Below are 25,552 nucleotides of genomic sequence, written 5' to 3' on the forward strand. Positions count from 1 at the left end.
GGTCACGCCCCGGCCAAAAGCGGCAGCCCCAGCAGCGCCCGCTTTTCCGCATCCGTCAGGAACAGCGCCTCGCCCACGCGCCTCCATTGCTGGTCCCGCTCCTCGGCCAGCGCAGGGATGCGGTCGGGATCGGGACGCAGCTCGACCTCGGCGCCCAGATGCTCGGACAGCCACCAGGCGACCGACGCCGCGACCCGCGTCGCCAGGGGCAGCACCGTCAGGCGATAAAAGGCTCGATGCGCCTCGGCATAGTTCGCATAGGTCGCGTCGCCGGGGATCCCCAGCAGCATCGGCGGCACCCCGAAGGCCAGCGCGATCTCCCGCGCCGCCGACAGCTTCGTCTCATGGAACTCCATGTCCGATGGCGAGAACCCCATAGGCTTCCAATCCAGCCCGCCCTCCAGCAGCATCGGGCGCCCCGCATTGCGCGCGCCCTGGTGGTTCATCTCGATCTCGCCCACCAGCCGGTCGTATTGCTCGGGCGACAAGACCCCCTGCCCGTCCACGCCCTTGTAAACGATGGCGCCACTGGGCCGCGCCGCATTGTCCAGCAGCGCCTTCGACCAGCCCGAGGCGCTGTTGTGCACGTCCAGCGCCACCGCCGCCGCCTGCATGGGCGACAGCCCGTAATGGTCGTCCTGCGGATGGAAGGACTTGATATGGCAGATCGGATCGGGACTGCCCGTCATATCGAACCGATGCTTGCGCCCCCCGACCGAGTAATCATAGGCGACGGGCCAGCCATCCGCCCCCGGCACGATGCTCATCCGGTCAGACCGCAGCACATGCAGTTCCTCGGGCAAGCCCTGCGCGCCAAGACCCGCTGCCTCGACATAGCCGTTCCCGGACAGCAGCATCTGCCCGAACAGCGCCTCGAACAGTTCCGCCCGGCCCTGCCCCGGATTGGGCCGCCGTAGCAGATCCAGCACCGGATGGATGTCATAGCGCCGGTCGCGGTCCTCGCAGACCAGCGGCACCGCCGCCGCGGCCTCGGCAATCAGCTTGACGCAGCGGAAGCCCACCGGGTTGCCGACAAAGCCGCCCCGCGTCAGGCTGGCCGTGTCCCGCGACGACCAGACCGCCCTGCCGCCGCTGGCAAGGGCCACGACCCGGCCGGTCGCACTGGCCTTTCTCTCAGGCGGAGGAGCCTGCTTCTCCTCCCGTGAAAACAACCAAAACGCCATCTCTCGCCTCCATGCCAACGAAAAAGGGCCGCCAAACGGCAGCCCTTTCATCTTGGTCCAAATATCCCGCGGGGGTCTGGGGGCGCGAAGCCCCCAGCCTTCCCTTACAAACGCCGCATCTGCGGCCGCCGCCAGCTTGCCCCCGGCTCGATCACCAGCTCGTGGATCGCCCAGACCAGCGCATCCAGCCGGTCGGGCGATCCGCGCCCCTCGAACCCGCGCACCGTCATCTGGCACATCTGGTCCTCCAGCGCGCCAAGCCCGCGCAGGTGCCTGACCCGCCCCTGCTCGTAAAGCGCTGCCACCGGCTCGGCCCGCAGCCCCTTGCCGCGCCCGGCGCGGAGCGCCCGGAACGGAACCAGCGAATCCACCTGCCGCACCACCGTTTCGACCAGATCGCCGCCCTGGTTCACCTCGGCCACCAGCCGCTCGGCCCCATGCCGGTCCATCGCGGCAATCGCGGCCCGCGCCCAGTCCAGCGGCCCGCCCTTCACGGTCGCATCCTCCAGCACATAGGCCGTCCAGCTTCCCGGCTCACCCTCGGCAACGACACCCGCCACCACGATCCCGCATTCGTCGCTGGCCTTGCCTGCCGTCACCGCCGGATCGACGGCAACGACAACCCGCGACAGCCTCGGCGCCCGCTCCACGCGGCAGCCCTCCAGCATGGCGGTCGTCCACAGCGCGCCCTCGACATCGTCCAGCAGCACGCCATCCAGTTCCTGCCGCCCCAGCCGCGTGCCGCCGTAACGCGACGCCACCTCGGCCAGGAAGCTTTCTGCCAGATAGGCCCGGTTCGCATCCGTCGGCGCATGGGTCGTCACCGTCGAGGCATTGCCCAGGATCCGCTTCAGCACGCCCACATTGCGCGGCGTGGTCGTGACCACCTGCTGCGGATGCTCGCCCAGGCGAAGCGCGAATTGCAGCATGTCCCAGACATCCTCGGACTTCTTCCACTTGGCCAACTCGTCCGCCCAGGCCGCGTCGAACTGCGGCCCGCGCAAGGCCTCGGGCTCATGCGCGGAATAGACCGTGGCGGTCGCGCCATTGGCCCAGACCAGCCGCCGCCGCCCGGCCTCCCAGACAGGGCGCCGGTCGGGGGGCGAGCAGGCAAGGATCCCGCTTTCGCCGAACACCATCACCTCGCGCACCTGGTCGAAGGTCTCCCCGACCAGCGCCACGCGATGGCATTTCCCCGGTGCGGCGGCAGTCGGCCCCTCGACCATCCGCCGCACCCATTCGGACCCGGCGCGGGTCTTGCCCGCGCCGCGCCCGCCCATGATCACCCAGGTCTTCCAACAGCCCTCGGGCGGCAACTGGTGCGGCAGGGCCCAGAACTCGAACAGCCAGGGCAGCGCCATCAGCGCGTTTTCGGACAAACCGCCCAGGAACGCGTCAACGTCCTCCGGCTCGGCGGAGGCAAGCCAGGCGGCGCCCGATTTCATCTCGTGCCGCGTCAAGGTCGAGGCTTCCGCCCCCGACCACTCCGGCGATGTCCTTGCGTAACTTGTCAACCCTGTTCCTTTCCGCCATCAGAAGGCCCACCGCCTCGCGGACGACCTTCGCGGTTTGCATGGCTTCCTTCAGTTCGGCGGGATCGACGGCCCCGCTCTGCCGGGCCTCCAACGCGGCCTCGTGGCGCTTCAAATCCTTGACATAGGACCAGAACAACCCTTCGGCGACCGCGATGGCCTCGCTGGGGTCCATCGCCGCCTCCGCACTCGCAACCGGCTTCACGCCCGCCCGCGCCGGGTTGTCCCCGGCCACGAACGGTCCTTCGGGATCGTCGATCCCGCGCCATTCCATATCGTTCATGCAAACTGTCCCGCCTCGAGTCCTGTCCGCACGAGCCGAAAACTGAAAAAGCGGCCCTAGGGGTCGCCCCCCGGCCGCTTGCCCACTTTTCCCAGCATGTGAATGTTCTACCCCAGGGCGTTCGCCAAGTCAATTGCTAAACCAGGGCGCGCACGGTCTACGGATTATTATCGGCTACAAACAGCAAGTTAACCCGTGCAACACCCTGCGCAACACCCTTTCCTTGGCCGCCTTCAGGACACCGGCAGAACGCAACAGGATTCGCCGCTCACACGTCCTTCGCGCCGGCGCCCTTGCCGCTTTTCCCCTTCCCCCGCGCCTCGGTCGCGGCGGCAATGGCATTGGCGGCTTCGTCCTGCATCTTCTGGGCAAATCCTACCATCTGCGCGGCATAGGCTTCGGCCCATTCGGGGAAATGCCCCGACTTCATGGCTTGCGAGCGCATTTCCTCGCCCTTTTCGCGCATCTTCTGGAACTGGTCTTCCCAGACGGTCTGCATGGTTTGCCACTGGCTGCGGACGTTTTCCCCGGCCTGGTCGAAATAGCCGCGAATCTGGCGGTTCATCTCGTCCTGGCGCTGCATGGCGGTTTCCTGCCATTTGCGCGCGCTTGCCATCATCTCGTCGTTGCGGGCGGTCATCTGGTCCTGCCATTCGGTCACCCGCTGCTCGTAAAGGCGGGCGTTGTCGGCCAGGGTCGAAAACATGTCGGACAGTTTCATGGCGCATCCTCCTGCAAAGGCGACGGCCCGGCGCGGGTTCACGCCATTGAAAAAGCCCGCCCCTTGCAACGATGCTGCGCAACGGGACGGGCCTTGTCAAATCCTTTGAACGGCTTGGACCGCGTCAGCCGTCGCCCTGCACGGGGCTTGTCGGATCGCCGCCCTGCTGGCGCTCGATCTCGCGCCAGCGGGCCACGGCGGCGTTGTGCTCCTGCAACGTGCGGGAAAAGGCGTGCCCGCCGGTCCCGTCCGCCACGAAGAACAGGTAATCCGTCTGGTCCGGGTTCAACGCCGCCCGGATCGCCGCACGCCCCGGATTGGCAATGGGCGTCGGCGGCAAGCCTTCGATCCGATAGGTGTTATAGGGCGTGCGCGCCGCCAGTTCCGACCGGCGCAAGCCGCGGTCCAGAACCCCCTGCCCGTTGGTGATGCCATAGATCACCGTCGGGTCGGTCTCCAGCCGCATCCCCTGCTCCAGCCGGTTGACGAAGACGCTGGCGACCTGCGGCCGTTCCTCGGGCACCCCCGTCTCCTTCTCCACGATCGAGGCCATGACCAGCGCCTCCTCGGGCGTCTCGTAGGGCAGGCCAAAGGGCCGCGCCTCCCATTCGGCGGCCAGGATCGCCGCCTGCCGCTGACCCATCTCGGACAGCAACGCGCTGCGGCTGCTGCCCTTCTCGACCTCATAGGTATCGGGGGCAAGGCTGCCTTCGGCCGGGATCTTCTCGACCTCGCCGGTCAGGAAGGGCGCGGCCTTCAACGCCTCGACCACCTGCCAGCTTGTGACCCCTTCAGCCATGGCGATGCGCAGCCGCGCGCCGGGCTTGTCCACCGCAGCCGTGATCGCCTCGGGGGCGGTCTCGGTTGCGGGATTGAAACGCGCCATCTCCTCGAAGGCGCCGGTTTCGGGGTTCATGTCGCGCAACAGCACGGTGTTTTCGCGCACGCCCACGCGCACCAGAACCTCGGTCCCGCAGGTGGACGGCCCGCCCGCCGTGATGACGCCAACGATCTGCTCCATGCTGGCATGGGGCGGCACCAGATAGCTGCCGAACTTCAGATCCCGCGCCTTGTCCAGGTAGTCCGTCCCCGCCCGAAAGACATAGGAATTGCTGATCGCCCCCTGCTCGGCAAGCTGCTGGCTGACTGCGTTCAGGCTCGCGCCCGGCGTGACCTGCACGCATTGCGCGACCGCGCTCGGCCCCGGCCCTGTGAACTGGTGCCGCCCCCAGGCCACCGCCGCCGCAGCCACGATCAGCAGCACAATCAGCAGCGTCAGGAAATTCGACGCGATGTTGCGCCAGATCATTCGCGGACCGCGCCCAAGACCAGCGACGCATTGGTGCCGCCAAAGCCGAAGCTGTTGGACAGCGCCACATCCACCTTGCGCCGGACCGCCGCGTTGGCCGCCAGATCCAGCTTCGGCTCGACCGCCGGGTTGTCCAGGTTGATTGTCGGCGGGCAGATCCCGTCGCGGATCGCCAGCACGCAGAAGATCGCCTCGACCGCGCCCGCAGCACCCAGCAGGTGCCCGATGCTCGACTTGGTGGATGACATCACCACATTCGGCGCGTGATCGCCCAGCAGGCGTTCGACCGCGCCCAGTTCGATGGTGTCGGCCATGGTGCTGGTGCCATGCGCGTTGATGTAGTCAATCGCCGAAGGCTCCAGCTTGGCATGGCGCAGCGCGTTCTGCATGGCGCGGAACCCGCCATCGCCATCCTCGGACGGCGCGGTGATGTGATAGGCGTCGCCTGACAACCCATAACCGAGCACCTCGGCATAAATCTTCGCGCCCCGCGCCTTGGCGTGTTCGTATTCCTCCAATACCACGCAGCCCGCGCCTTCGCCCATCACGAAGCCGTCGCGGTCCACGTCATAGGGGCGGCTGGCCGATTGCGGATCGTTGTCGCGCTTGGTGGACAGCGCCTTGCAGGCGTTGAAGCCCGCAATGCCGATCTCGCTGATCGGGCTTTCCGCACCGCCCGCGACCATCACGTCGGCGTCGCCCAGCATGATCAGCCGCGCCGCATCGCCGATGGCGTGCGCCCCGGTGGAACAGGCCGTGACAACCGCATGGTTCGGCCCCTTGAAGCCGAAGCGGATCGACACCTGCCCCGAGACCAGGTTGATCAGCGCCCCCGGAATGAAGAAGGGCGACACACGCTTCGGCCCGCGTTCCTTGATGAGCACCGCCGTTTCCGCGATCGAGGTCAGCCCGCCGATGCCCGAACCGATCATCACGCCGGTCCGCTCGCGGTCCTCATCGGTCTGCGGCTCCCATCCGGAATCCTTCACCGCCTGCTCGGCCGCCGCCATGCCGTACAGGATGAAGTCATCGACCTTGCGGCGGTCCTTCGGCTCCATCCAGTCGTCGGGGTTGAAGCTGCCGTCGCTGCCATCGCCCAGGGGGATCTCGCAGGCGTATTTCGTCACCACGTCCTTGGGATCGAAGCGGGTGATCGGCCCGGCGCCCGACTGCCCGGCCAGCAGCCGTTCCCATGTCGCCTCGACGCCGCAGGCCAGCGGCGTGACCATGCCCAACCCGGTGACAACAACCCTGCGCATCCGCGATGTCCTTCAAGCTGCAAATTCGTTCGGCCCTGATACACGCAGGGGTTTCAGCACGCAACGCCGCTGGATGCACGGGGGTGTGACACTAACCTAGATCAACCCCTCGGCGCGGAAATCCGCGCGCAGGTCGCGCTCAGGCCGGGGCCCCACATGCCCGATCACCTCGGCCGCCGCGATGCAGCCCATCCGGCCCGCAACGGCCAGCGGCGCACCCGTCGCCAGCCCATAGATCAGCCCCGCCGCGAACTGGTCGCCCGCCCCGGTCGCGTCCATCGGCACGATACGATGCACCGGCGCCGTCACCCGCTCGCCCTCCCGGATCAGGATCGCGTCATCGCCTGACCGCGTGCAGATCACCGTTCCGCAATCGGCGCTTGCCAGCAGCAAGGCTTCCTCCAGATCCTCGACCTGATAGAGCGACTGCCATTCATGGACATTGCCGATTACGTAATCCATCGGCCCGGCAACCAGCCGCCGGAAATCCGCACGGTGGCGGTCCACGCAGAAGGGATCGGACAGCGCGATCCCCGCCTGCCCGCCCGCCTCGTGGCAGGACTTCGCGGCCTTCAGGAACGCGTCCTTCCCCTTCGGCTTGTCGAACAGGTATCCTTCGAGGAACAGCCAGCCAGCCCCTTGGAAAACTGCAGGATTCACGTCATCCGGCCCCAGCTCGGCGGAAATCCCCAGATAGGTGTTCATCGACCGCTCGCCATCCGGCGTCACCAGGATGATGCTGCGCGAGGTCGGCAACTGGTCGCCCGCGACCGGAGGGTTCACGAAGACCGTCCCCGCCGCCTCGGTCTGTTCGGCATAGGACAAGCCCAGCGCATCATCCGCCACCCGCCCGATGAAGGCCGTGCGCAGCCCCAGCATCCCGATCCCCGCCAGCGTGTTCGCGACCGATCCCCCCGGCACCAGTTTCGACTGCGCGCGGCCCGGCCCGTGGTCATCCGCCTGCGCGGCCATCAGGTATTCCGACCGTTCCCGCTCGATCAGTTGCATGATGCCCTTCTGCACCCCAAGCGCCGCCAGCCGCGCCTCATCGGTGGGCGAGATCACGTCCATGACCGCATTGCCGATGCCGATCACATAGGGGGTGGTCATGCGGTCTTCTCCTCGTAGGGGCACAAATCGTAGATGGGGCAGACCGCGCAGCGCGGACGCCGGGCCTGGCAGATGTATCGGCCATGCAGGATCAGCCAGTGATGGGCGTTGTCCTGGAACCGGGCGGGCACGTTGTCCTCGATGGCGCGCTCGACCTCGTCCACGTCGCGGCCCGGCGCGATGCGGGTGCGGTTGCCGACGCGGAAGATATGCGTATCGACCGCCTGCGCCGGATGCCCGAAGGCCGTGTTCAGCACCACATTCGCCGTCTTGCGTCCGACGCCCGGCAGCGTCATCAGCGCCGCGCGGCTGTCGGGAACCTCGCCGCCGAAGTCATCCACCAGGATGCGCGACAGGGCGATGACGTTCTTCGCCTTCTGGCGAAACAACCCGATGGTCTTGACATACTCGGTTACGCCTTCCACCCCCAGGGCCAGCATCTTCTGCGGCGTATCCGCCACCGCGAACAGCCCCTTGGTGGCCTTGTTGACGCTGACATCGGTGGCCTGCGCCGACAGCGCGACCGCAACCACCAGCGTGAAGGGATTGCTCCACTCCAGCTCGGTCACGGGTTTCGGATTGGCCTCGGCCAGGCGCGAGAAGATCGCGACTTGCTGGGCAAAGGGCAAGGGCTGCGGCAGGCGGCGGATCTGGACCATGACGCCACGCTTTTGACCGGCCCCGCCCGGCAATGCAACCCCGGCGCCCCTGCGGACGATTTTTCCGCCAATCCAGCACCTTCCACGCAGCCGTGACTTTCCTTTCCCTCGGAACTGGGCCAGCTTCGGCACGTTGAGCGGCAACCGCAAATTTGTCGCATATTCAAAGCCGCAAGACCAGGAAAGGGAAATCCCATGAAGCTTCGCGTCACCACCATCCTTGCCGCCACGGGCCTTGTGGCGCTCGGCGCCTGCGCGCCCACCGACGGCACCGGCATGAACTCCGGCATGGGGGGCACCGGGATGAGCCGCACCCAGCAGGGCGCCCTGGCCGGGGCCGCCGTGGGCGCCGTGCTTGCGGGCACGCGCGACAGCGACAAGAACAACCAGGGCCGGGATGCCGCGCGCGGCGCGATCCTGGGCGCGGCGGCAGGCGCCATCGCGGGCAATATCCTGGACCGCCAGGCGCAGTCCCTGCAACAGTCGGTCAGCAGCAACGTGCAGGTCGTCAACCGCGGCGACCACCTGCAGGTGATCCTGCCCGAGGGCATCCTGTTCGCCACCGACTCGGCCGCCGTCACCGGGCAGGCGCAGAACGACCTTTACGCCGTGGCGCGCAACCTGAACCAGTATCCCAACAGCCGCGTGCAGGTGGTGGGCCATACCGACAACACCGGATCGGCGGCGCATAACATGGACCTGTCGCAGCGCCGCGCCCAGTCGGTCGCAAGCATCCTCAGCGCCGCCGGCGTGGCGCCCGCGCGCCTTTCGGCGACCGGCCAGGGGTTCAACCAGCCGGTTGCCTCGAACGACACGGCCGCCGGCCGGGCGCAGAACCGCCGGGTCGAGATCCTGATCTGGCCGACCCGCTGATCCCCCCTTGCAAAAAGCAAAACCCCCGGTCCTGCAACCGGGGGTTTTTTCTTGATCACTGTCCGTCTGGTATCAGTTCAACCGGCGCGCCACGTCTTCGATGGCGTCGTCGATCCCCGCCGAACGCTGCCCGGCGGACACCTGCTGCGCCAGCAGCGTCGAGGCCGCGGCCACCGCCGCCTGCACGGCGCGGTCGCGCACCGCGCGGACGGCATCGCTTTCGGCGCTGGCGATCTGGTCCTCGGCCGCTTTCAGGCGACGCTCGATCGAGGTCTTGAGGTCAGCCTTGGCCTTGGTGGCCTGGGCCTCGGCCTCGCGCCGGGCATTGGCCACGATCTGTTCGGCCTGGCCCGCAACGTCGCGCTGACGGCGCTCGAAGCTCGCATAGATCTCCTGCGCATCCTCGCGCAGGCGCTTGGCCTCGTCCAGGTCGCGGCGGATGCCGGCGGCCCGCTGGTCCAGAAGCGCGCCGATCTTCGAGGGAACCTTGAAGTACAGCAGTAAGCCCACGAAGACCAGGAAGGCGATCAGGACGATGAAGTTCGTGTTGCGCAGCGAGAAGAACGGACCCGACGCGGCAAAGGCCGGGCTGGCGGTCACGCCCGCTGCGATGGCAACGGCAAGCTTTTTCATTGCAGGGCTCCCCCCATGCGGCTGTCCACCGCCCGATCGACCGCGGCCTGATCGACCGTGCCGCCAAAGGCGCGGACCAGTTCGGCGGTCACGTCGCGGGCAACCTCGCGGGCGTCGTTGTCGGCGGAATCGCGGATCTCGCGGATGCGCTTTTCCGATTCCGCGGTGCGCGCGGCGATCTCGGCATCGGCATGGGCGATGGCGGCGTCCAGTTCCTTCTGGATCTCGGCGCGGTTCGCCGCGACGATCTTGCCGGCCTCGGCGCGTGCGTCGGCAAGCGCCTTGTCATAGGCGGCCTCGGCCTCTTTCGCCTTCAGCTTGAATTCCTCGGCAGCCATCAGGTCGCCGGTGATGGCGCCCTGGCGGTCCGACAGGACGGCCCCGATGCGCGGCAGCGCGACCTTGGCGACGATCCAGTAGAGAACGACCATGGCGACGACCAGCCAGAAGATCTGGTTCCCGAAGGAGGTCAGATCCAGCTGCGGCAGGCCCGTGGCCGTCTCGGTCTCGCCATGCGCGACGGAACTCGCCACGCTTTCGGTATGTTCGGCCGCGACATGGGCGGCTTCTTGCAACAGGCTGATCATGTCTTACCCCTGGCCTTGAAAGTCACGAAGGGGCGGGGCTGAAAACCCCACCCCGCCGCAAGGATGGCTTGGGATCAGACCGCGAACATCAGCAGAAGCGCGACCAGGAACGAGAAGATCCCCAGGGCTTCCGCGAAGGCCATGCCGATGAACAGCGTGGCGGTCTGGCCGGCTGCGGCCGACGGGTTGCGGAGCGCGCCCGACAGGAAGTTGCCGGCGACGTTGCCCACACCGATGGCAGCCCCGCCCATGCCGATGGCGGTCAGGCCGACGCCGATGTACTGGCCCAGTTCTCCGATATTGCCTTCCATGATGATACTCCTTGCGGTTGGAAGTGGCGAATTCAGGGTGAAGGGCGGCGCGGATCGCGCACCGCCGGGGATGCTGCGCGCCGTCTTAGTGCGACGGGTGCAGCGCGTCCTTGAGGTAAACGCAGGTCAGAATGGTGAACACATAGGCCTGGATGAAAGCCACAAGGATTTCAAAGGCATACATGCCCACGACCGCGAGGATCGAAACAGGGGTCACAAGCGCGCCCAGGCCGGGATTGATCAGCACAAGGGCTGCAAAACCCGCGAACACCTTGATCACGGCGTGACCGGCGATCATGTTGCCGGCAAGTCGGATCGAGAGGCTGAGGGGCCGCACGAAATAGCTGATCACCTCGATCACGGCCAGCACCGGCCGGATTGCCAGCGGGGCCGAGCGGACCCAGAACAGGTCCAGGAAATGCGCGCCGTTCTTGATGAAGCCGATGGCCGTCACCGTCAGGAACACCGCCAGCGCCAGCACGCCCGTCACCGCGATATGCGAGGTCACGGTGAAGGCCATGGGCAGAAGGCCCAGGAAGTTCGCGAAGACGACGAACATGAACAGCGTCATGATATAGGGAAAGTATTTCAGCCCGTCCTTGCCCGCGATGTCGCCCACCATCTTGTGGATCATGCCATAGGCCATCTCGGCCATGGACTGGCTGCGGTTCGGGACGATGGCGCGGCCGCGCGTGCCCAGCACCAGCAGGGCCAGCGTCGCCAGGACGATGGCAAACAGCCACAGCGTCACGTTGCTGGGCGTGTACCAGTGGACCGGGCCGTCGCTGAACAGCGGGCGCACGATGAACTGGTCCATCGGGTGGAAAGACAGGCCGGTTGCCTCGCCATGCGCTTCTGTCGCCACGATCAATCCCTCTTGTCGGTGCCCGGCGCCTTGCCGGGCGTGCTGCCAAGTTCGGCTGCCGTGCGCATCATCACCTTGATGCCGGCCACGAAGCCGAGAAGTATGAACAGGATCAGCATGACCGGCAAAGTGCCGAACACCCAATCCAACCCGTATCCGACCCCGGCGCCCAGCATGATGCCGGCGACGATCTCGGTGACCATGCGCCAGGCGACATGCGCCTTGTCATAGCCCGCCATCGGCATGTTTGCCTCCGGCTTTTCGGCAAGCCTGGACAGCCGATCCTCCAGTTCGCGCAACCGGGCTGCATCCGCATCCCTGTCGTCGTTCCGGGGCCCTTCGGCCATCTGTCACGCCCCCGTAATCAGTTGCCGGGGTGTCTAGGGTGGAACGCGGCCCGAGTCAAGCAAGTGGGTTTTGTTAATAAGCCAGTGATATATAACGATATTATTAAATGCTTCGTTCGGGCCTTTCGCTTGCAATCCCGGCACCGGCCCGACATTATTCAACCGCAAAGTTGACCATTCCGGTCATTCCGCGCCATGAAGCATTGATGAACACCCCCTCGCCCGACCGGCTGGACCTGATCTTCGCCGCCCTGGCCGATCCCACGCGGCGGCGCGTGCTGTCCATGCTGCTGGAGGACGACATGGCCGTCAGCGACGTGGCGGCCCCCTTCGCCATGAGCCTTGCGGCCATTTCCAAGCACCTTGCCGTCCTTGCGGCGGCGGGGCTGATCCGACAGGAACGCCGGGGCCGGATCACCTGGTGCAAGCTGGACCCGGACGGGATGCGCGCGGCCTCGGTCTGGATGGGGGGCTTCGGGCAGTTCGACCCGGTGGACCTGGACGATTTCGAGCGTTTTCTGGAAGCCGAGATGCAAAGCTGGACCGAGGAATGACAGAGCGCCCCGACATCCTGTGCCCCGACATTCTTTGCATCGGCGCGATGCTGTGGGACGTGATCGGCCGCGCGCCGCGCCGCATGGCGCCGGGCGCCGATGTACCGGGCCGCATCCGCCACATCCCCGGCGGCGTGGCGCTGAACGTGGCGGTGGCGCTTGCCCGCTGGGGCCTGCGCCCCGCCGTGCTGTCGGCCGTGGGCCGCGACCCGGAAGGAGAGGCGCTTGTGGCCGAGGCGGAACGGCTGGGCGTCATCACCGCGCATCTGGCCCGCGACACCGGGTTGCCCACCGACACCTATATGGGGATCGAGGACAGCGAGGGGCTGATCGCCGCCATCGCCGATGTCCGCGGGCTGGAGGATGCGGGCGACGCGATCCTTGCGCCGCTGGATGGCGCGCTGACCGGCTGGACCGCGCCCGTGGTCCTGGACGGCAACCTGACGGTGGACCTGCTTGATGCCATCGCCCGCGACCCGCGCCTGACCCACGCCGACCTGCGCGTCGTTCCCGCCAGCCCCGGCAAGGCGGAAAGGCTGGAACCCCTGATCGCCGCCCGCCGCGGCTGCTTCTATCTCAACCGGCTGGAGGCCGAGATCCTCGCCGGTCGCGCCTGCCCGGATGCCGCCACCGCCGCGCAGGCCGTGGTGGCGCGCGGCGCGGCCCGCGTGCTGGTCACCGACGGCCCCCGCCCCGTGGCCGAGGCGATGGCGGGCGGCCCGACCCTGACCTTCGCCCCGCCCCCTGTCACCGTGGCCCGCGTGACCGGCGCGGGCGACTGCTTCCTTGCGGCGCATCTGGCCGCCGAACTGAACCGCCAGCCGCGCGACGCGGCCTTGCGCCAGGCCGTCGAAGCCTCGGCCGCCCATGTTTCTGGAAAGGACGTTCCATGACCGCCCCCCTGACCTTTTCCCCCGAAGTTTCCGACGCGCTTTCGGCGGGCAAGCCGGTCGTCGCGCTTGAATCGACGATCATCACCCACGGGATGCCCTATCCGCAGAACCTGGAGATGGCGCGCCAGGTCGAACAGGCGATCCGCGACAACGGCGCGGTTCCCGCGACCATCGCCGTGATGGGCGGGCGGATCCATGTGGGTCTGACGGACGACGCGCTGGAAGCCCTGGCACAGACCCCTTCGGATCAGGCGATGAAGCTGTCCCGCGCCGATCTGGCGGTCTGCCTTGCCAATGGCCGCACGGGGGCGACCACCGTTGCCGCCACCATGATCTGCGCGCATCTGGCGGGCATCCGCGTCTTTGCGACCGGCGGCATCGGCGGCGTGCATCGCGGGGCGGAGTCGAGCTTCGACATCTCGGCCGACCTGCAGGAACTGGCGCAAACCCCGGTGACGGTGGTAGCGGCGGGCGCCAAGGCGATCCTGGACCTGCCCAAGACCTGGGAGGTGCTGGAAACCCTGGGTGTTCCCGTCATCGCCTATGGCCAGGACGAGTTGCCCGCCTTCTGGTCGCGGACCAGCGGCATCAAGGCCCCCCTGCGCATGGACAGCGCCGACGACATCGCCGCAGCCGCCGCCATGCGCGCGCGCCTTGGCCTGAAGGGCGGGCAGTTGGTCGCCAACCCGATCCCGCAGGACGCCGAGATCGCCCGCGACGCCATCATGCCCGTGATCGAACAGGCCCTGTCCGAAGCCGAAGCCCAGCGCATTGCCGCAAAGGAGGTCACGCCCTTCCTGCTGCAGCGCATCTTCGAACTGACTAAGGGCCGCTCGCTCGACTCCAACATCGCCCTGGTCCTGAACAATGCCCGCCTGGCCGCGCAGATCGCAAGAAGCATGACGGCGAATATCTGAGAGGCGGCTATATCCTTAAGTTGTAGAAATTTTTTGCGTTTAATTCAAAGGTTGAAAATTGCTCGGCTGAAAGATTCCCGATGACAGTCTTGTTAACTTTTTTTAAGTGTGCGTGTAGGGACGGCATTGTCACATGCCTGTGACAACCTCCCGTTGGATCTCTCCGAGAGGCTTAACGATGAAGCATTTTTTCCAGAGTCTTTGCACGGTTTCTGCACTGTCACTGTCCGCGGTGACCGCAGATGCGGCAAGCCTGACGATAACCAACATTTCCGGCGTCTGGGACAGCTGGACCGGAGGTACGGCCGTCACCACGGGCAATAGTGGCAGCACTGCGCAACTGCGCTGGGGCATTCCCACCGACGGGGGGAAAAGCGGCTATGACTTTACCCCGACCACGACGCCCACGACCGAAGCCGCACATACGCCGTTCACGCTCGGCACCTTTACGCATCTCAACTATCCCATCCAGGCGGGATCTGCCATCACCTCGGCCACGCTGACGGTGGTGTTCGATTTCTTCCTGGGAAGCGACAGCAGCACGGTGTATCAGCGCAGCTCCACCTTCGTGTTCGACCATTGGGAAACGGGCAATTCCGACAGGCCCTGCGCCAATGGCGGAACCGTGGGAGTTGGCGTGAACGTCAATGGTTGTGCCGACCGGGTGGTCGCATCCACCAACCCGGCCCTGACCGAGACTTTCACCGTCGTCGAGGGTGATACCACATCCACCTATGTCTTCGCGGTGGATGGCTTTGATATCGGCGACCAGTTCTGGACGAAGGAAAATCAAAGCAACACGGCGTCGCTGAAGGCACAGTTTACCTATGAATCCGTCATCCAGCCTGCGCCGGTGCCTTTGCCTGCCGCGGCATGGATGCTGGTTGCCGGGCTGGGTGCCCTTGGAGTGGCAGGCCGTCGCCGCCGCACCTGACACAAACGGCGGGGCTGGCCACAAGGCCCCGGCCCCGCATGTTGCCGCGGCAAAGTTGCATGGCTTGCCGATGACCCGTTGACCGCCCCGGCTTTCCTGCCGTAAGGCTGAAGGTGTGCGCGGTTGGCGGAATTGGTAGACGCAGTTGGTTTAGGTCCAACCGCTTCGGCGTGGGGGTTCGAGTCCCTCACCGCGCACCATCTGCCCTGAATTCCAAGCCGTTGATTTGAAGTCCATCGCTACGCGACGACCTGCCAGTGGCACCGCCGGACTCAGAAGGCCCAACCAGTGCCCGCACCGTCCCTGATGGAAATGCCACGCAAAGCGCAGGGGAAACGCCCTGCGTTTCCTTGTCCCGCGCGGGCAGTCGGGCACTGCGTCAGCGCAACCATGATCTCACAATCCCGGCGCCTGAACATTTCGGAAAAAGCCGACTTTTTTCCTTGGCTTAGCGGTGTTTACGCCCTTCCCGATCCTGTCCGCCCTTTCCCCCGCCCGGCTTGACTTTTGACCGCCCGGTCAGCAAACTCGACCCGTACCTATCTATCGACAGGCAGCAGGAGGGGTCTTATGAACATCGACCTTTCGCGCCGCGGCTTTCTGAGGCTTGCGGGTGCGGGGGTTGCGGCAACGTCGCTGGGAGCCATGGGCTTCGGCGAGGCCGAGGCGGCGGAACAGGCGCATGTGCGCGCCTTCAAGCTGGCCACGACCACGGAAACGCGCAACACCTGCCCCTATTGCTCGGTCGCCTGCGGGATCATCATGTATTCCAAGGGTGACGTGAAGGCGGGCGAAGCCGCCGAGCTGATCCATATCGAAGGCGACGCGGACCACCCGACGAACCGCGGCACGCTCTGCCCCAAGGGCGCGGCGCTCAAGGATTTCGTCAAGGCGCCGACCCGCCTGACCAAGCCGCGTTATCGCGCCGCAGGCGCCAGCGACTTCCAGGACATCACCTGGGACGAGGCGCTGGACAAGATCGCCCGCGCGATGAAGGACGACCGCGACGCCAACTTCATCCAGACGAACGAGGCGGGCGTGCCCGTCAACCGCTGGACGACGACCGGCTTCCTGGCGGCATCGGCAACCACGAACGAAACCGCATGGCTGACCTACAAGACGGTCCGGTCCATGGGGATCGTCGGATTCGACAACCAGGCGCGCGTCTGACACGGCCCCACGGTGTCCAGTTTGGGCCCGACATTTGGCCGTGGAGCGATGACCAACTCCTGGACCGACATCAAGAATACCGACCTCGTCATTGTCATGGGCGGCAATGCCGCCGAAGCGCATCCCTGCGGCTTCAAATGGGTGACCGAGGCGAAACACCATCGCGGCGCCAAGCTGATCGTGGTCGATCCGCGCTACAACCGCACGGCCTCCGTGTCGGATTACTATGCGCCGATCCGTCCGGGCAGCGACATCGTGTTCCTCATGGGCATGATCCGGTGGATGATCGAGAACGACAAGGTGCAGTGGGACTATGTCCGCAACTACACCAACGCCTCCTTCCTGGTGAAGGACGAGTTCGGCTGGTCCGACGGGCTTTTCACCGGCTATGACGAGGAAAAGCGCGACTACGACAAGTCCTCCTGGGACTACAAGATGGGCGAGGACGGCTTTGTCCAGACCGATCCCACGCTTCAGGATCCGCGCTGCGTCTGGAACCTGCTCAAGGCGCATGTCGATGCCTATACGCCCGAATTCGTGGAACGGATCTGCGGCACGCCCAAGGAGAAGTTCCTGCACATCGCCGAGATGATCGGCGAATGCTCGTCGCCGACCAAGACCATGACCTCGATGTATGCGCTTGGCTGGACCCAGCATTCCAAGGGCGCGCAGAACATCCGCGGCATGGCGATGCTGCAGCTGATCCTGGGCAATATCGGCGTCCGGGGCGGCGGGATGAACGCGCTGCGCGGCCATTCCAACATCCAGGGCCTGACCGACATCGGGTTGATGTCGAACCTGATCCCCGGATACCTGAACATCCCGACGGAAAAGGAAGCGGACTGGGCGACCTACATGTCCACCCGCGGCTTCAAGCCGATCGTGCCGAACCAGACCAGCTATTGGCAGAACTACTCCAAGTTCATGGTCAGCTTCCAGAAGGCCATGTGGGGCGATGCCGCCACGGCGGAAAACGACTGGGCCTATCACTATCTGCCCAAGCTTGACGTGCCCGCCTATGACGGGATGCGGATGTTCGAGCTGATGACCCATGGCAAGGTGAACCTGTATTTCTGCCAGGGCTTCAACCCGCTTCTGTCCTTCCCCAACCGGGGCAAGATGACCGAGGCGTTCTCCAAGCTGAAGATGCTGGTGGTCATGGACCCGCTGGCCACGGAAACCTCGCATTTCTGGCAGAACCACGGCGTCTACAACGACGTGGACACGGCCAGCATCCAGACCGAGGTTCTGGAACTGCCGACCACCTGCTTTGCCGAGGATGAAGGCGCGCTGGTGAACTCGGGGCGATGGCTGCAATGGCACTGGGCGGGGGCGACCCCTCCGGGCGAGGCCAGGCACGACACCTGGATCATGGCGCAGATCTTCCAGCGGGTGAAGAAGCTGTACCAGGACGAAGGCGGGGTCTTCCCCGACCCGATCCTGAACCTGACCTGGGACTATGCCGACCCGAACGAGCCCCTGCCGGAAGAACTGGCCAAGGAGATGAACGGCCGCGCGCTGTCCACCGTCTACGACCTGAAGGACACCACCAAGGTCGTGGCCGAGGCGGGGCAGCAACTGTCGAACTTCGGCCAGTACCGCGACGACGGTTCCACCATGGGCGGCTGCTGGATCTATGCCGGCAGCTGGACCGAGGACGGCAACATGATGGCGCGGCGGGACAACAACGACCCCGACGACACCGGCGCCTTCCTCAACTGGTCCTTCTCCTGGCCCGCGAACCGGCGGATCCTGTACAATCGCGCGTCCTGCGACCCGCAGGGCAAGCCCTGGGATCCGTCGCGCAAGATCATCGAATGGACGGGCGAGAAATGGGAAGGCTATGACGTGCCGGACATCGCGGTCACGGCCAAGCCGGGCGAGGTCCATCCCTTCATCATGAACCCCGAAGGCGTGTCGCGCCTGTTCAGCCGGGGCATGATGCGAGACGGCCCCTTCCCCACCCATATGGAGCCTTTCGAGGCGCCCATCGCCAACCCCTTCAACGCGCGGATGCGGGGCAACCCGGTGGCGCGGGTCTTCGAAAGCACCGCCAACCAGTTCGCCGAGATCGGGGATCCCGAATTCCCGTTCGTCGCGACCAGCTATCGCCTGACCGAGCATTTCCATTACTGGACCAAGCACAACGTGGTGAACGCCGCGTTGCAGCCCGAGTTCTTCGTGGAAATCAGCGAGGAACTGGCGGAGGAACGCGGCATCGCCAAGGGCGGCCGGGTGCGCGTCTGGTCCAAGCGGGGCGAGGTCTGGGCCAAGGCTGTCGTGACCAAGCGCCTGCGGCCGATGCAGATCGACGGCAAGACCGTCCATGTCATCGGCATCCCGCTGCACTGGGGCTTCATGGGCGCGGCGAAAAAGGGCTTTGGCCCGAACAGCCTGACCTCTCAGGTCGGCGACGCGAACGTGGAGACGCCTGAATTCAAGGCCTTCATGGTCAATATCGAACCTTCAGCCGAGGAGCCGGTGGCATGACCGAAACCGCGCCCCAACCCAAGACGGCGGCGGCGAACCCTCCGGTTCAGCCCATCGCGTCGAACCTGCTGCCGTCCGACGTGGTCCGAATCTCGGCCACGCCGAACGTGCCGCAGCCCGACCGGCAGCTGACCAAGGTCGCCAAGCTGATCGACGTCAGCAAATGCATCGGCTGCAAGGCCTGCCAGTCCGCCTGCATCGAATGGAACGACACCTTCCCCGAGGTGGAAACCAACGTGGGGGTCTATGAAAACCCCCACGACCTGACGCCCAACATGTTCACCCTGATGCGTTTCACGGAATGGGTGAACCCGGAGACCGACAACCTGGAATGGCTGATCCGCAAGGACGGCTGCATGCATTGCGAGGATCCGGGCTGCCTCAAGGCCTGTCCGGCGCCTGGCGCCATCGTGCAGTATTCCAACGGCATCGTCGATTTCATCCACGAAAACTGCATCGGCTGCGGCTATTGCGTGACCGGCTGCCCCTTCGACATCCCCCGCGTCAGCAAGGTCGATCACAAGAGCTACAAATGCACCCTGTGTTCCGACCGGGTTGCCGTGGGCCAGGGTCCGGCCTGCGCCAAGGCGTGTCCGACCCAGGCCATCACCTTCGGGACCAAGGACGACATGGTCGCCCTGGCGAACGAACGGGTCGAGGATCTGAAGTCGCGCGGCTATGACAACGCCGGGATCTATGATCCCGCCGGCGTTGGCGGCACGCATGTCTTCTATGTGCTGCACCATGCGGACAAGCCCTCGATCTATGACGGGCTACCGGACAACCCGCGCATCTCGCCCGTAGTGGAAGGCTGGAAGGGCGTGACCAAGACGGCGGGGCTTGCCGTCATGGGCGTGGCCGCCGTGGGCGCCGCGCTTCACGGGCTGTTCGCCCGCGCCAACAAGGTCGATGAGCACGAGGAACAGGCCGCGGAACGCCTGGTGCAATCCGACGGCGAGCGGGGGAACGGCTGATGGCGCGACCCTATTACTCGGAACCGGGCGACCGGATCGAAAGCACGCGCCCGGTAACGGTCAGCCGTTACCGGGGCTTCATCCGGGCGAACCACTGGATCACGGCGCTGTCGCTGATCCTGCTGCTGATCTCGGGATTGGCCTTCTTCCACCCGTCGCTGTATTTCCTGACCGGATTGTTCGGCGGCGGGCAGAACGCCCGCTGGCTGCACCCGGTGATCGGCGTGGTGCTGTTCTTCAGCTTCCTGACGATGTTCGTCCAGCTGTGGCGCCTGAACATGCCGCGCCCCGAGGATACGACCTGGATTGCCCAGATCGGCGACGTGGTGAAGGGGAACGAGGAGAACCTGCCCGAGGTCGGGAAATACAATGTCGGGCAGAAGTTCATCTTCTGGGGCATGTCGATCCTGATCGTGGTGCTGATCGTGTCGGGCGTGATGATCTGGGAACAGTTCTTCGGCGAACTGGTCACGATCCCCACGCGGCGCGTCGCGGTTCTGACCCATTCGCTGGCCGCGGTGGCGATCATCCTGGTCTTCATCCTGCATGTCTATGCGGCCTTCTGGACGCGCGGCACGCTGCGGGCGATGACGCGGGGCACCGTCACCGGCGGCTGGGCCTATCGCCACCACCGCAAATGGCTGCGCGAACTGGCTGGACGCCGCCAACGCGGCCCGGCAGAATAACGCAAAGGCAAGTGGCCGGACACGCAAGACCAGTCCGGCCCGGAGAAGTGATGAACACGACCATGCAACCCGACCCTTCGGTCATCGGCGGCGTCCCCGTGGCGCCGCTGGCTTTTTTGCCCGACCCGGCGGCGGTCTTTGAAAAACGCGCCGGACGGTTCGCCTTTCTGGCCGATCACGGCGGCAACCTTGCGCCCTATCTGCGGTTTCTGGCCGATCTGACGGCATTGCAGGCGCGGCTGGCGCGGGACTTGCCCCCGGTGATGCCGCTGCCAGCCGATCGCATCCGCATCGCGCGCGAAAGCCGGATGCCCCCCATCGACCGCACAGCCCTTGCGGTGGACGAAGGGATGCACGCCACGCTGGACCGTTTCCTGACCGATGCTGCGGCGCTGGAGATGCCCGAACCCGCCCGGCTGGCCCTGTCCGCCGTTATGGCGGCGGGCATCGCCGACCGGCACTGGCTGCTGGACAACATCCTGTCGGACCGCATCCCCGACGACAGCGCCGCCCCGCATCTGTTCGTGGGTGCCGCGGTGCAACTGCATCTGGCGCGGCTGGCGGCGACGCTGGACGCCGCGCATCTGGTCAAGATCAGGACCGGCATCTGCCCGACCTGCGGCGGGCGCCCCGCGACATCGTCGGTCATGGGCGCGGCGGGGATCGAAAGCACCCGATACGCCGCCTGCGGCTGCTGCGCGACCCAGTGGAACGAGGTGCGCGTGGTCTGCCTGTGCTGCGGGTCCACCAAGGGCATCAGCTATCGCAGCGTCGAAACGGACGAGGCGACGGTGAAGGCGGAATTGTGCGGCGAATGCGGCAGTTGGGTGAAGATCCTCTACCAGAACAAGAACGCCAGCCTTGATCCCATCGCCGACGACGTGTCCAGCCTGGGGCTGGACATGCTGATGAAGGGCACCGACTTCAAGCGCGGCGGCTTCAACCCCTTCATCGCGGGGTATTGATGCAGGGGTTCCGCGCCCTGCCCTCGGTCGATCAGGTTCTGCTGTCCGACATGGGCCGGGCGCTGATCGACAGCCACGGCCGCGCGGCGGTGACGACGGCGCTGCGGGCGCGTCTGGATGCCGCCCGCGCCGCGATCCGGGACGGCGCCGATGGCGGGGCCGAGGCCGCGCGCTTGCCGCACCTGCTGGCAGCCGATCTGGCGGCTGCCGCGCAGTCGAAGCTGCGGCCGATGCTGAACCTGACCGGCACCGTGCTGCACACCAACCTGGGCCGCGCGATTCTGGCGGATGAGGCGATTGCCGCCGCCAGCGCCGCCATGGCTGCGCCGCTTGCGCTGGAATTCGACCTCGACAACGGCGGGCGAGGGCAGCGCGACGACCACCTGCGCGGGTTACTCCGCGAGTTGACGGGGGCCGAGGACGCGACGGCCGTCAACAACAACGCCGCCGCCGTGCTGATCGCGCTGAACAGCTTTGGCCAGGGCCGGCAGGCCATCGTGTCGCGTGGCGAGCTGATCGAGATCGGCGGCGCCTTCCGCATGCCCGACATCATGGCCCGCGCCGGCGCGCATCTGGTCGAGGTCGGCACCACGAACCGCACCCATCTCCGCGACTATGAAGAGGCGATCACGGCGGACACGGGGCTGATCCTCAAGGTCCATACCTCGAACTACCGGATCGAGGGCTTCACCGCCGAAGTCCCCGCCTCCGCCTTGGCGCAGATCGCGCGGAAGGCGGGCGTGGTGCTGCTGAACGACCTCGGGTCCGGGTCTCTGGTCGATCTGGCAGCTTACGGTCTGCGCCGCGAACCCACGGTGGCCGAGGCGGTGGCCGAGGGCGCGGACCTTGTCACCTTCTCGGGCGACAAGCTGCTGGGCGGGCCGCAGGCGGGCTTCATTGTCGGACGCCGCGACCTGATCGCGCAGATCAACAGGAACCCGCTGAAGCGCGCGCTGCGCCTGGACAAGCTCCGCATCAGCGCCCTGGAGGCGACGCTGCGCCTTTATCGCGACCCCGACCGGCTGGCCGAACGCCTGCCCACGCTGCGCCACCTGTCGCGCCCGCAACCCGACATCGCCGCGCAGGCCGCGCGCCTTGCCCCGCAGGTCGCCGCGTTGCTGCCGGACTACACCGTTGCGGCGACTGATTGCGCCAGCCAGATCGGATCCGGTTCGCTGCCGACCGACACAATTCCTTCAGCGGGGCTGCGGATCGCGGGCGACGGCGGCGATGCGCCCGACCGGCTGGCCGCCCGGCTGCGCACCCTGCCCCGCCCGGTGGTCGGCCATATCCGCAACGGCGCGCTGATCCTGGATCTGCGCACCCTCGACCGCGACGCGGATCTGCTGGAGGCGCTGTCGGCATGATCGTCGGCACGGCGGGTCATATCGACCACGGCAAGACGGCGCTTGTGAAGGCGCTGACCGGCGCGGACACGGACCGCCTGAGCGAAGAAAAGGCGCGCGGCATCACCATCGACCTGGGCTTCGCCTATGCCGATCTTGGGGGCGGAGCCATCACCGGCTTTGTCGATGTGCCGGGGCACGAACGGCTGATCCACACCATGCTGGCGGGCGCGGGCGGCATCGACATGGCGCTGCTGGTGGTGGCCGCCGACGATGGCGTGATGCCGCAGACGCGGGAACATGTGGCGATCCTGGACCTGCTGGGTATCGCGCGCGGCCTCATTGCGCTGACCAAGGCCGACCTCGCCGACCCGGCGCGGCGTGCGGCGGTCACGGCGGAAATCCGTGCGGCACTGGAGGGGACCGCCCTGGCGGATGCGCCGATCCTGCCGGTGTCCTCCCTGACCGGCGAAGGTATCGATGCCCTGCACGCCGCCCTTGTCGCCGCCGAGGCCGAGACCACCGCGCGCCATGCCGACGGTCCGATGCGGCTGACCGTGGATCGCAGCTTCACGCTGTCGGGCGCGGGCACGGTGGTCACGGGGACCATGCTGACCGGGCGTGTGGCGGTGGGCGATCCCGTGATCATCAGCCCGACCGGCCTGCCCGCCCGCGTGCGCGGCATCCATGCCCAGAACCGCCCGGCGACCGAAGGCCTGGCAGGCCAGCGTTGCGCCCTGAACCTGGCAGGCGAGGCGATCAGCAAGGACGCCATCCATCGCGGCGACGTGGTGCTGTCGCCCGCGCTTCACGCGCCCACGGACCGGATCGACGGCTGGCTGACGGTGCTGCCCGGCGAGCCGAAGCCCATCGGCACCTGGTTCCCCGCCCGCCTGCACAGCCACGCGGTCGAGGTGGGCGCGCGCATCGTGCCGCTGTCCGATCCGATCCAGCCGGGCGGCAGCGGCCCGGTGCAGATCGTGCTGGATCGGCCCATTGCGGCGGCGGTCCATGACCGTTTCATCCTGCGCGATGTCTCGGCCAGCCGGACCATCGGGGGCGGGCGCTTCCTCGATCTGCGCGCCCCGGCCCGCAAGCGCCGCACGCCCGAACGGCTGGCGCTGATCGACGCCGCCCGCGCCGAGGATCCCGCCACCGCCCTTGCAGCCATGCTGGCTGTCGCGCCCGTCGATCTGCCCGCCTTTGCCCGCGACCGCAGCCTGCCGCCTGCCGCCTTGGCCATTGCCATCCGCGACGCCGGTGCCGCGACCATCGGCGATCTGGCGATCAGCTGCGGCGTCCTGGATAGCCTGCAACGGCAGTTGACCGAAACCCTGGCGCAGTTCCACGAGGACAACCCCGACCTGCCCGGCCTGGGCCGCGAACGCCTGCGCCTGCAACTGCAACCGCGCCTGCCGAAGGAAGCCTTCCTTCTTTTCCTGCGCCACGAGGCGGATGCGGGGCGCGCGGTTCTGGACGGCGCCTTCCTGCGCCTGCCCGGCCACGAAGTCCGCCTGACACCCGAGGACGAGGCGCTTTGGGATCGCATCGCCCCCGCCCTGGAGGGGGAAATGCGCTTCCGCCCGCCGCGCGTCCGCGACTTTGCCACCGACTTCGGCATCGACGAACGCGAGGTCCGGCGCGTCCTGAAGCTGACGCAAAAGCTGGGCCGCACCGACCAGATCGCGCATGACCATTTCTTCGCGCGCGCGGTGACGGCGGAAATGGTGGCGATCATCCGCGATGTCGCCGCGCAGACGGCGGACGGCTGGTTCACCGCCCCCGCCTTTCGCGACCGGGTCCAGAACGGCCGCAAGGTCGCCATCGAGATCCTCGACTTCTTCGACCGGCTTGGCCTGACCTTGCGCCGGGGCGATTTACGTCGCATCAACCCTCATCGCGCCGACCTGTTCGGCGAACCTGGAAGGGAATCGTCCCCGGTGGGGCGGCCGGACTTCAACTCCGGTTGGGGCAGCGAGACTGTCCCGGGTGGGTTCGACTCCCATTCCCTTCCGCCATCTTCCGAAGGCCAGCCATGACTGACACCGATTTCGACGACTGGCTGCGGGCGACCTTCGCCGAAACCGAAGGGTTCACGGTGCTGATCGTGTTGCTGGGGATTGGCGGCGGGCGCGTGGAGCTGCTGAAGTCGGCGCATCTGCATGTCATCGGAGACGAGATCCACTGGCCCGACATGGCGGATTATCTGGACGGCTCGGCCACCCCCTGGGACGCAGTCGTGCTGTTCCGGGCGGGACGCGAAGGGCTGGTGGCCGACGACATCGCCCGCGACCGGCTGGACCAGTTGGTGCGCGCCATGAACGGCGACCGGACGCTGATCCGCGACGGCGAATTCTTCAACCGCGACGGGCTGCGGCTGCGGCTGGACGACGCCGAACCGCAGCCGCCCATACTGAACTAGCAGGCGGCGGGTTGGGGGGCCGCCGCAGGCTCGGCCCGGCCTGCCAGGTCAAGGCCGCGCACCGTGGGCGGCTGCCAGGTGGGCGAGGCCGCGACCGCGCCCTGGGTGTTGGTGCCCAGGTGGGATCCGCCCAAGCCACCGCTCCACCCGCTGCTGCCGGAATTGTTGGCGTCAGTGCTGTCGGCGCCGGGCTGGGGCGGGGTCGCGTTTTCGGCAACCGTGTCGGCGGCGGGGCAACGGCCCTCGCCGGACTGGCCCGGTTCCTGGGTCCGGGCCGCGGGGACCTCGTTCACCGCCTGCGGCTGGTCAGCGGCCGGGGTCGGGGCCGGGGCGGTCTGCGCCCAGCCGGTGCTGACAGCGAAAAGACTGATGGCGATGATGACGCTTGGACGGGTCATGGCGGGCCTCTGACACGGAAAGGGATGCTGCAAAACGCCCCGGCCGCGACGCGGGTTCCGCTTGCAGCGGCGCGCCCCCGCGACTAGAAGGGCGGGAATTTTTCAGGCCGCCTTCCTGGTGGCCCTTATG

The 25,552-nt window shown here is 66.8% G+C and carries 25 protein-coding genes, 2 tRNA genes and 1 pseudogene; 14 read left to right on the top strand and 14 right to left on the bottom strand.

Annotated elements, in window-relative coordinates; genetic code table 11:
* Positions 1 to 2: 2 nt before the first annotated feature.
* The 8 genes from AAIL68_RS08655 to nth all read right to left on the bottom strand — a co-directional run bounded on the left by AAIL68_RS08655 (position 3) and on the right by nth (position 8,057).
* On the bottom strand, positions 3 to 1,184 hold the full coding sequence (locus AAIL68_RS08655) for a phage portal protein (protein ID WP_347139376.1): 1,182 nt from the start codon (positions 1,182 to 1,184) through the stop codon (positions 3 to 5).
* A 104-nt stretch (positions 1,185 to 1,288) separates the two neighbouring features.
* Complete coding sequence (locus AAIL68_RS08660) at positions 1,289 to 2,629, bottom strand: terminase family protein (RefSeq protein WP_347139377.1); 1,341 nt, start codon at positions 2,627 to 2,629, stop codon at positions 1,289 to 1,291.
* Positions 2,580 to 2,999, bottom strand: a complete 420-nt coding sequence (locus AAIL68_RS08665) for a permease (protein WP_347139378.1) — start codon at positions 2,997 to 2,999, stop codon at positions 2,580 to 2,582. Before AAIL68_RS08665 ends, AAIL68_RS08660 begins: the two co-directional genes overlap by 50 nt.
* A gap of 268 nt (positions 3,000 to 3,267) precedes the next feature.
* Entirely contained in the window at positions 3,268 to 3,720 is a 453-nt protein-coding gene (locus AAIL68_RS08670) for a hypothetical protein (RefSeq protein WP_347139379.1), read from the bottom strand.
* Positions 3,721 to 3,844: 124 nt separating this feature from the next.
* Positions 3,845 to 5,029 carry an endolytic transglycosylase MltG gene (gene mltG / locus AAIL68_RS08675; RefSeq protein WP_347139380.1) on the bottom strand — a complete coding sequence of 395 codons (1,185 nt, stop codon included), beginning with the start codon at positions 5,027 to 5,029 and terminating at the stop codon, positions 3,845 to 3,847.
* On the bottom strand, positions 5,026 to 6,288 hold the full coding sequence (gene fabF, locus AAIL68_RS08680) for a beta-ketoacyl-ACP synthase II (RefSeq protein ID WP_347139381.1): 1,263 nt from the start codon (positions 6,286 to 6,288) through the stop codon (positions 5,026 to 5,028). The genes mltG and fabF overlap by 4 nt, the downstream gene beginning before the upstream one ends.
* Positions 6,289 to 6,384: 96 nt before the next feature.
* Entirely contained in the window at positions 6,385 to 7,398 is a 1,014-nt protein-coding gene (locus AAIL68_RS08685) for an adenosine kinase (protein WP_347139382.1), read from the bottom strand.
* Complete coding sequence (nth, locus tag AAIL68_RS08690) at positions 7,395 to 8,057, bottom strand: endonuclease III (protein ID WP_347139383.1); 663 nt, start codon at positions 8,055 to 8,057, stop codon at positions 7,395 to 7,397. Before nth ends, AAIL68_RS08685 begins: the two co-directional genes overlap by 4 nt.
* A 195-nt stretch (positions 8,058 to 8,252) precedes the next feature.
* On the opposite strand from nth, the gene AAIL68_RS08695 reads away from it, so the two are divergent.
* Positions 8,253 to 8,930: an OmpA family protein gene (locus tag AAIL68_RS08695; RefSeq protein ID WP_347139384.1), complete on the top strand. Its 678-nt coding sequence runs from the start codon at positions 8,253 to 8,255 to the stop codon at positions 8,928 to 8,930.
* 72 nt (positions 8,931 to 9,002) lie between these two features.
* Here the strand turns inward: AAIL68_RS08695 and AAIL68_RS08700 are convergent, their stop codons facing one another.
* From AAIL68_RS08700 to AAIL68_RS08720, 5 genes are all read right to left on the bottom strand, one after another.
* Positions 9,003 to 9,563 carry a F0F1 ATP synthase subunit B gene (locus tag AAIL68_RS08700; RefSeq protein WP_347139385.1) on the bottom strand — a complete coding sequence of 187 codons (561 nt, stop codon included), beginning with the start codon at positions 9,561 to 9,563 and terminating at the stop codon, positions 9,003 to 9,005.
* Entirely contained in the window at positions 9,560 to 10,150 is a 591-nt protein-coding gene (locus tag AAIL68_RS08705) for a F0F1 ATP synthase subunit B' (RefSeq protein ID WP_347139386.1), read from the bottom strand. The genes AAIL68_RS08700 and AAIL68_RS08705 overlap by 4 nt, the downstream gene beginning before the upstream one ends.
* 74 nt (positions 10,151 to 10,224) lie before the next feature.
* On the bottom strand, positions 10,225 to 10,461 hold the full coding sequence (locus AAIL68_RS08710) for a F0F1 ATP synthase subunit C (protein ID WP_089343169.1): 237 nt from the start codon (positions 10,459 to 10,461) through the stop codon (positions 10,225 to 10,227).
* Positions 10,462 to 10,546: 85 nt separating this feature from the next.
* Complete coding sequence (locus tag AAIL68_RS08715) at positions 10,547 to 11,326, bottom strand: F0F1 ATP synthase subunit A (RefSeq protein ID WP_347139387.1); 780 nt, start codon at positions 11,324 to 11,326, stop codon at positions 10,547 to 10,549.
* A gap of 2 nt (positions 11,327 to 11,328) precedes the next feature.
* Positions 11,329 to 11,673: an AtpZ/AtpI family protein gene (locus tag AAIL68_RS08720; RefSeq protein WP_347139388.1), complete on the bottom strand. Its 345-nt coding sequence runs from the start codon at positions 11,671 to 11,673 to the stop codon at positions 11,329 to 11,331.
* A 206-nt stretch (positions 11,674 to 11,879) separates the two neighbouring features.
* Here AAIL68_RS08720 and AAIL68_RS08725 point away from each other — a divergent pair, with 206 nt between their 5' ends.
* The 13 genes and pseudogenes from AAIL68_RS08725 (at position 11,880) to AAIL68_RS08785 (ending at position 25,024) form a co-directional block, all read left to right on the top strand.
* Positions 11,880 to 12,227: a metalloregulator ArsR/SmtB family transcription factor gene (locus AAIL68_RS08725; RefSeq protein WP_347139389.1), complete on the top strand. Its 348-nt coding sequence runs from the start codon at positions 11,880 to 11,882 to the stop codon at positions 12,225 to 12,227.
* On the top strand, positions 12,224 to 13,120 hold the full coding sequence (locus tag AAIL68_RS08730) for a PfkB family carbohydrate kinase (protein ID WP_347139390.1): 897 nt from the start codon (positions 12,224 to 12,226) through the stop codon (positions 13,118 to 13,120). The genes AAIL68_RS08725 and AAIL68_RS08730 overlap by 4 nt, the downstream gene beginning before the upstream one ends.
* Positions 13,117 to 14,037 carry a pseudouridine-5'-phosphate glycosidase gene (locus AAIL68_RS08735; RefSeq protein WP_347139391.1) on the top strand — a complete coding sequence of 307 codons (921 nt, stop codon included), beginning with the start codon at positions 13,117 to 13,119 and terminating at the stop codon, positions 14,035 to 14,037. Before AAIL68_RS08730 ends, AAIL68_RS08735 begins: the two co-directional genes overlap by 4 nt.
* A gap of 178 nt (positions 14,038 to 14,215) precedes the next feature.
* Positions 14,216 to 14,971 carry a THxN family PEP-CTERM protein gene (locus AAIL68_RS08740; RefSeq protein WP_347139392.1) on the top strand — a complete coding sequence of 252 codons (756 nt, stop codon included), beginning with the start codon at positions 14,216 to 14,218 and terminating at the stop codon, positions 14,969 to 14,971.
* 117 nt (positions 14,972 to 15,088) lie between these two features.
* Positions 15,089 to 15,171: transfer RNA gene (locus AAIL68_RS08745), tRNA-Leu, on the top strand.
* Positions 15,172 to 15,541: 370 nt separating this feature from the next.
* Entirely contained in the window at positions 15,542 to 18,631 is a 3,090-nt protein-coding gene (gene fdnG, locus AAIL68_RS08750) for a formate dehydrogenase-N subunit alpha (protein WP_347139393.1), read from the top strand.
* Positions 18,628 to 19,605 (top strand): formate dehydrogenase subunit beta, encoded by a 978-nt coding sequence (fdxH, locus tag AAIL68_RS08755; protein WP_347139394.1) that lies wholly within the window; start codon positions 18,628 to 18,630, stop codon positions 19,603 to 19,605. Before fdnG ends, fdxH begins: the two co-directional genes overlap by 4 nt.
* Positions 19,605 to 20,291: a formate dehydrogenase subunit gamma gene (locus AAIL68_RS08760; protein ID WP_347139395.1), complete on the top strand. Its 687-nt coding sequence runs from the start codon at positions 19,605 to 19,607 to the stop codon at positions 20,289 to 20,291. Before fdxH ends, AAIL68_RS08760 begins: the two co-directional genes overlap by 1 nt.
* Before the next feature lie 50 nt (positions 20,292 to 20,341).
* Positions 20,342 to 21,256, top strand: a complete 915-nt coding sequence (gene fdhE / locus AAIL68_RS08765) for a formate dehydrogenase accessory protein FdhE (protein WP_347139396.1) — start codon at positions 20,342 to 20,344, stop codon at positions 21,254 to 21,256.
* Positions 21,256 to 22,623, top strand: a complete 1,368-nt coding sequence (gene selA, locus AAIL68_RS08770; RefSeq protein ID WP_347139397.1) for an L-seryl-tRNA(Sec) selenium transferase — start codon at positions 21,256 to 21,258, stop codon at positions 22,621 to 22,623. Before fdhE ends, selA begins: the two co-directional genes overlap by 1 nt.
* Positions 22,620 to 24,476: pseudogene (gene selB, locus AAIL68_RS08775) on the top strand (selenocysteine-specific translation elongation factor); the annotation flags it as partial. The gene selA and the pseudogene selB, both read left to right, overlap by 4 nt.
* Before the next feature lie 48 nt (positions 24,477 to 24,524).
* Positions 24,525 to 24,620 (top strand) — tRNA-Sec (locus AAIL68_RS08780).
* Between the two features lie 17 nt (positions 24,621 to 24,637).
* Positions 24,638 to 25,024: a hypothetical protein gene (locus AAIL68_RS08785; protein ID WP_347139398.1), complete on the top strand. Its 387-nt coding sequence runs from the start codon at positions 24,638 to 24,640 to the stop codon at positions 25,022 to 25,024.
* Here AAIL68_RS08785 and AAIL68_RS08790 read toward each other — a convergent pair.
* Positions 25,021 to 25,422 (bottom strand): hypothetical protein, encoded by a 402-nt coding sequence (locus AAIL68_RS08790; RefSeq protein WP_347139399.1) that lies wholly within the window; start codon positions 25,420 to 25,422, stop codon positions 25,021 to 25,023. The genes AAIL68_RS08785 and AAIL68_RS08790 overlap by 4 nt on opposite strands.
* Between the last annotated feature and the right edge of the window lie 130 nt (positions 25,423 to 25,552).

This window comes from Paracoccus sp. SSK6, assembly GCF_039770665.1.
Taxonomy (GTDB): domain Bacteria; phylum Pseudomonadota; class Alphaproteobacteria; order Rhodobacterales; family Rhodobacteraceae; genus Paracoccus.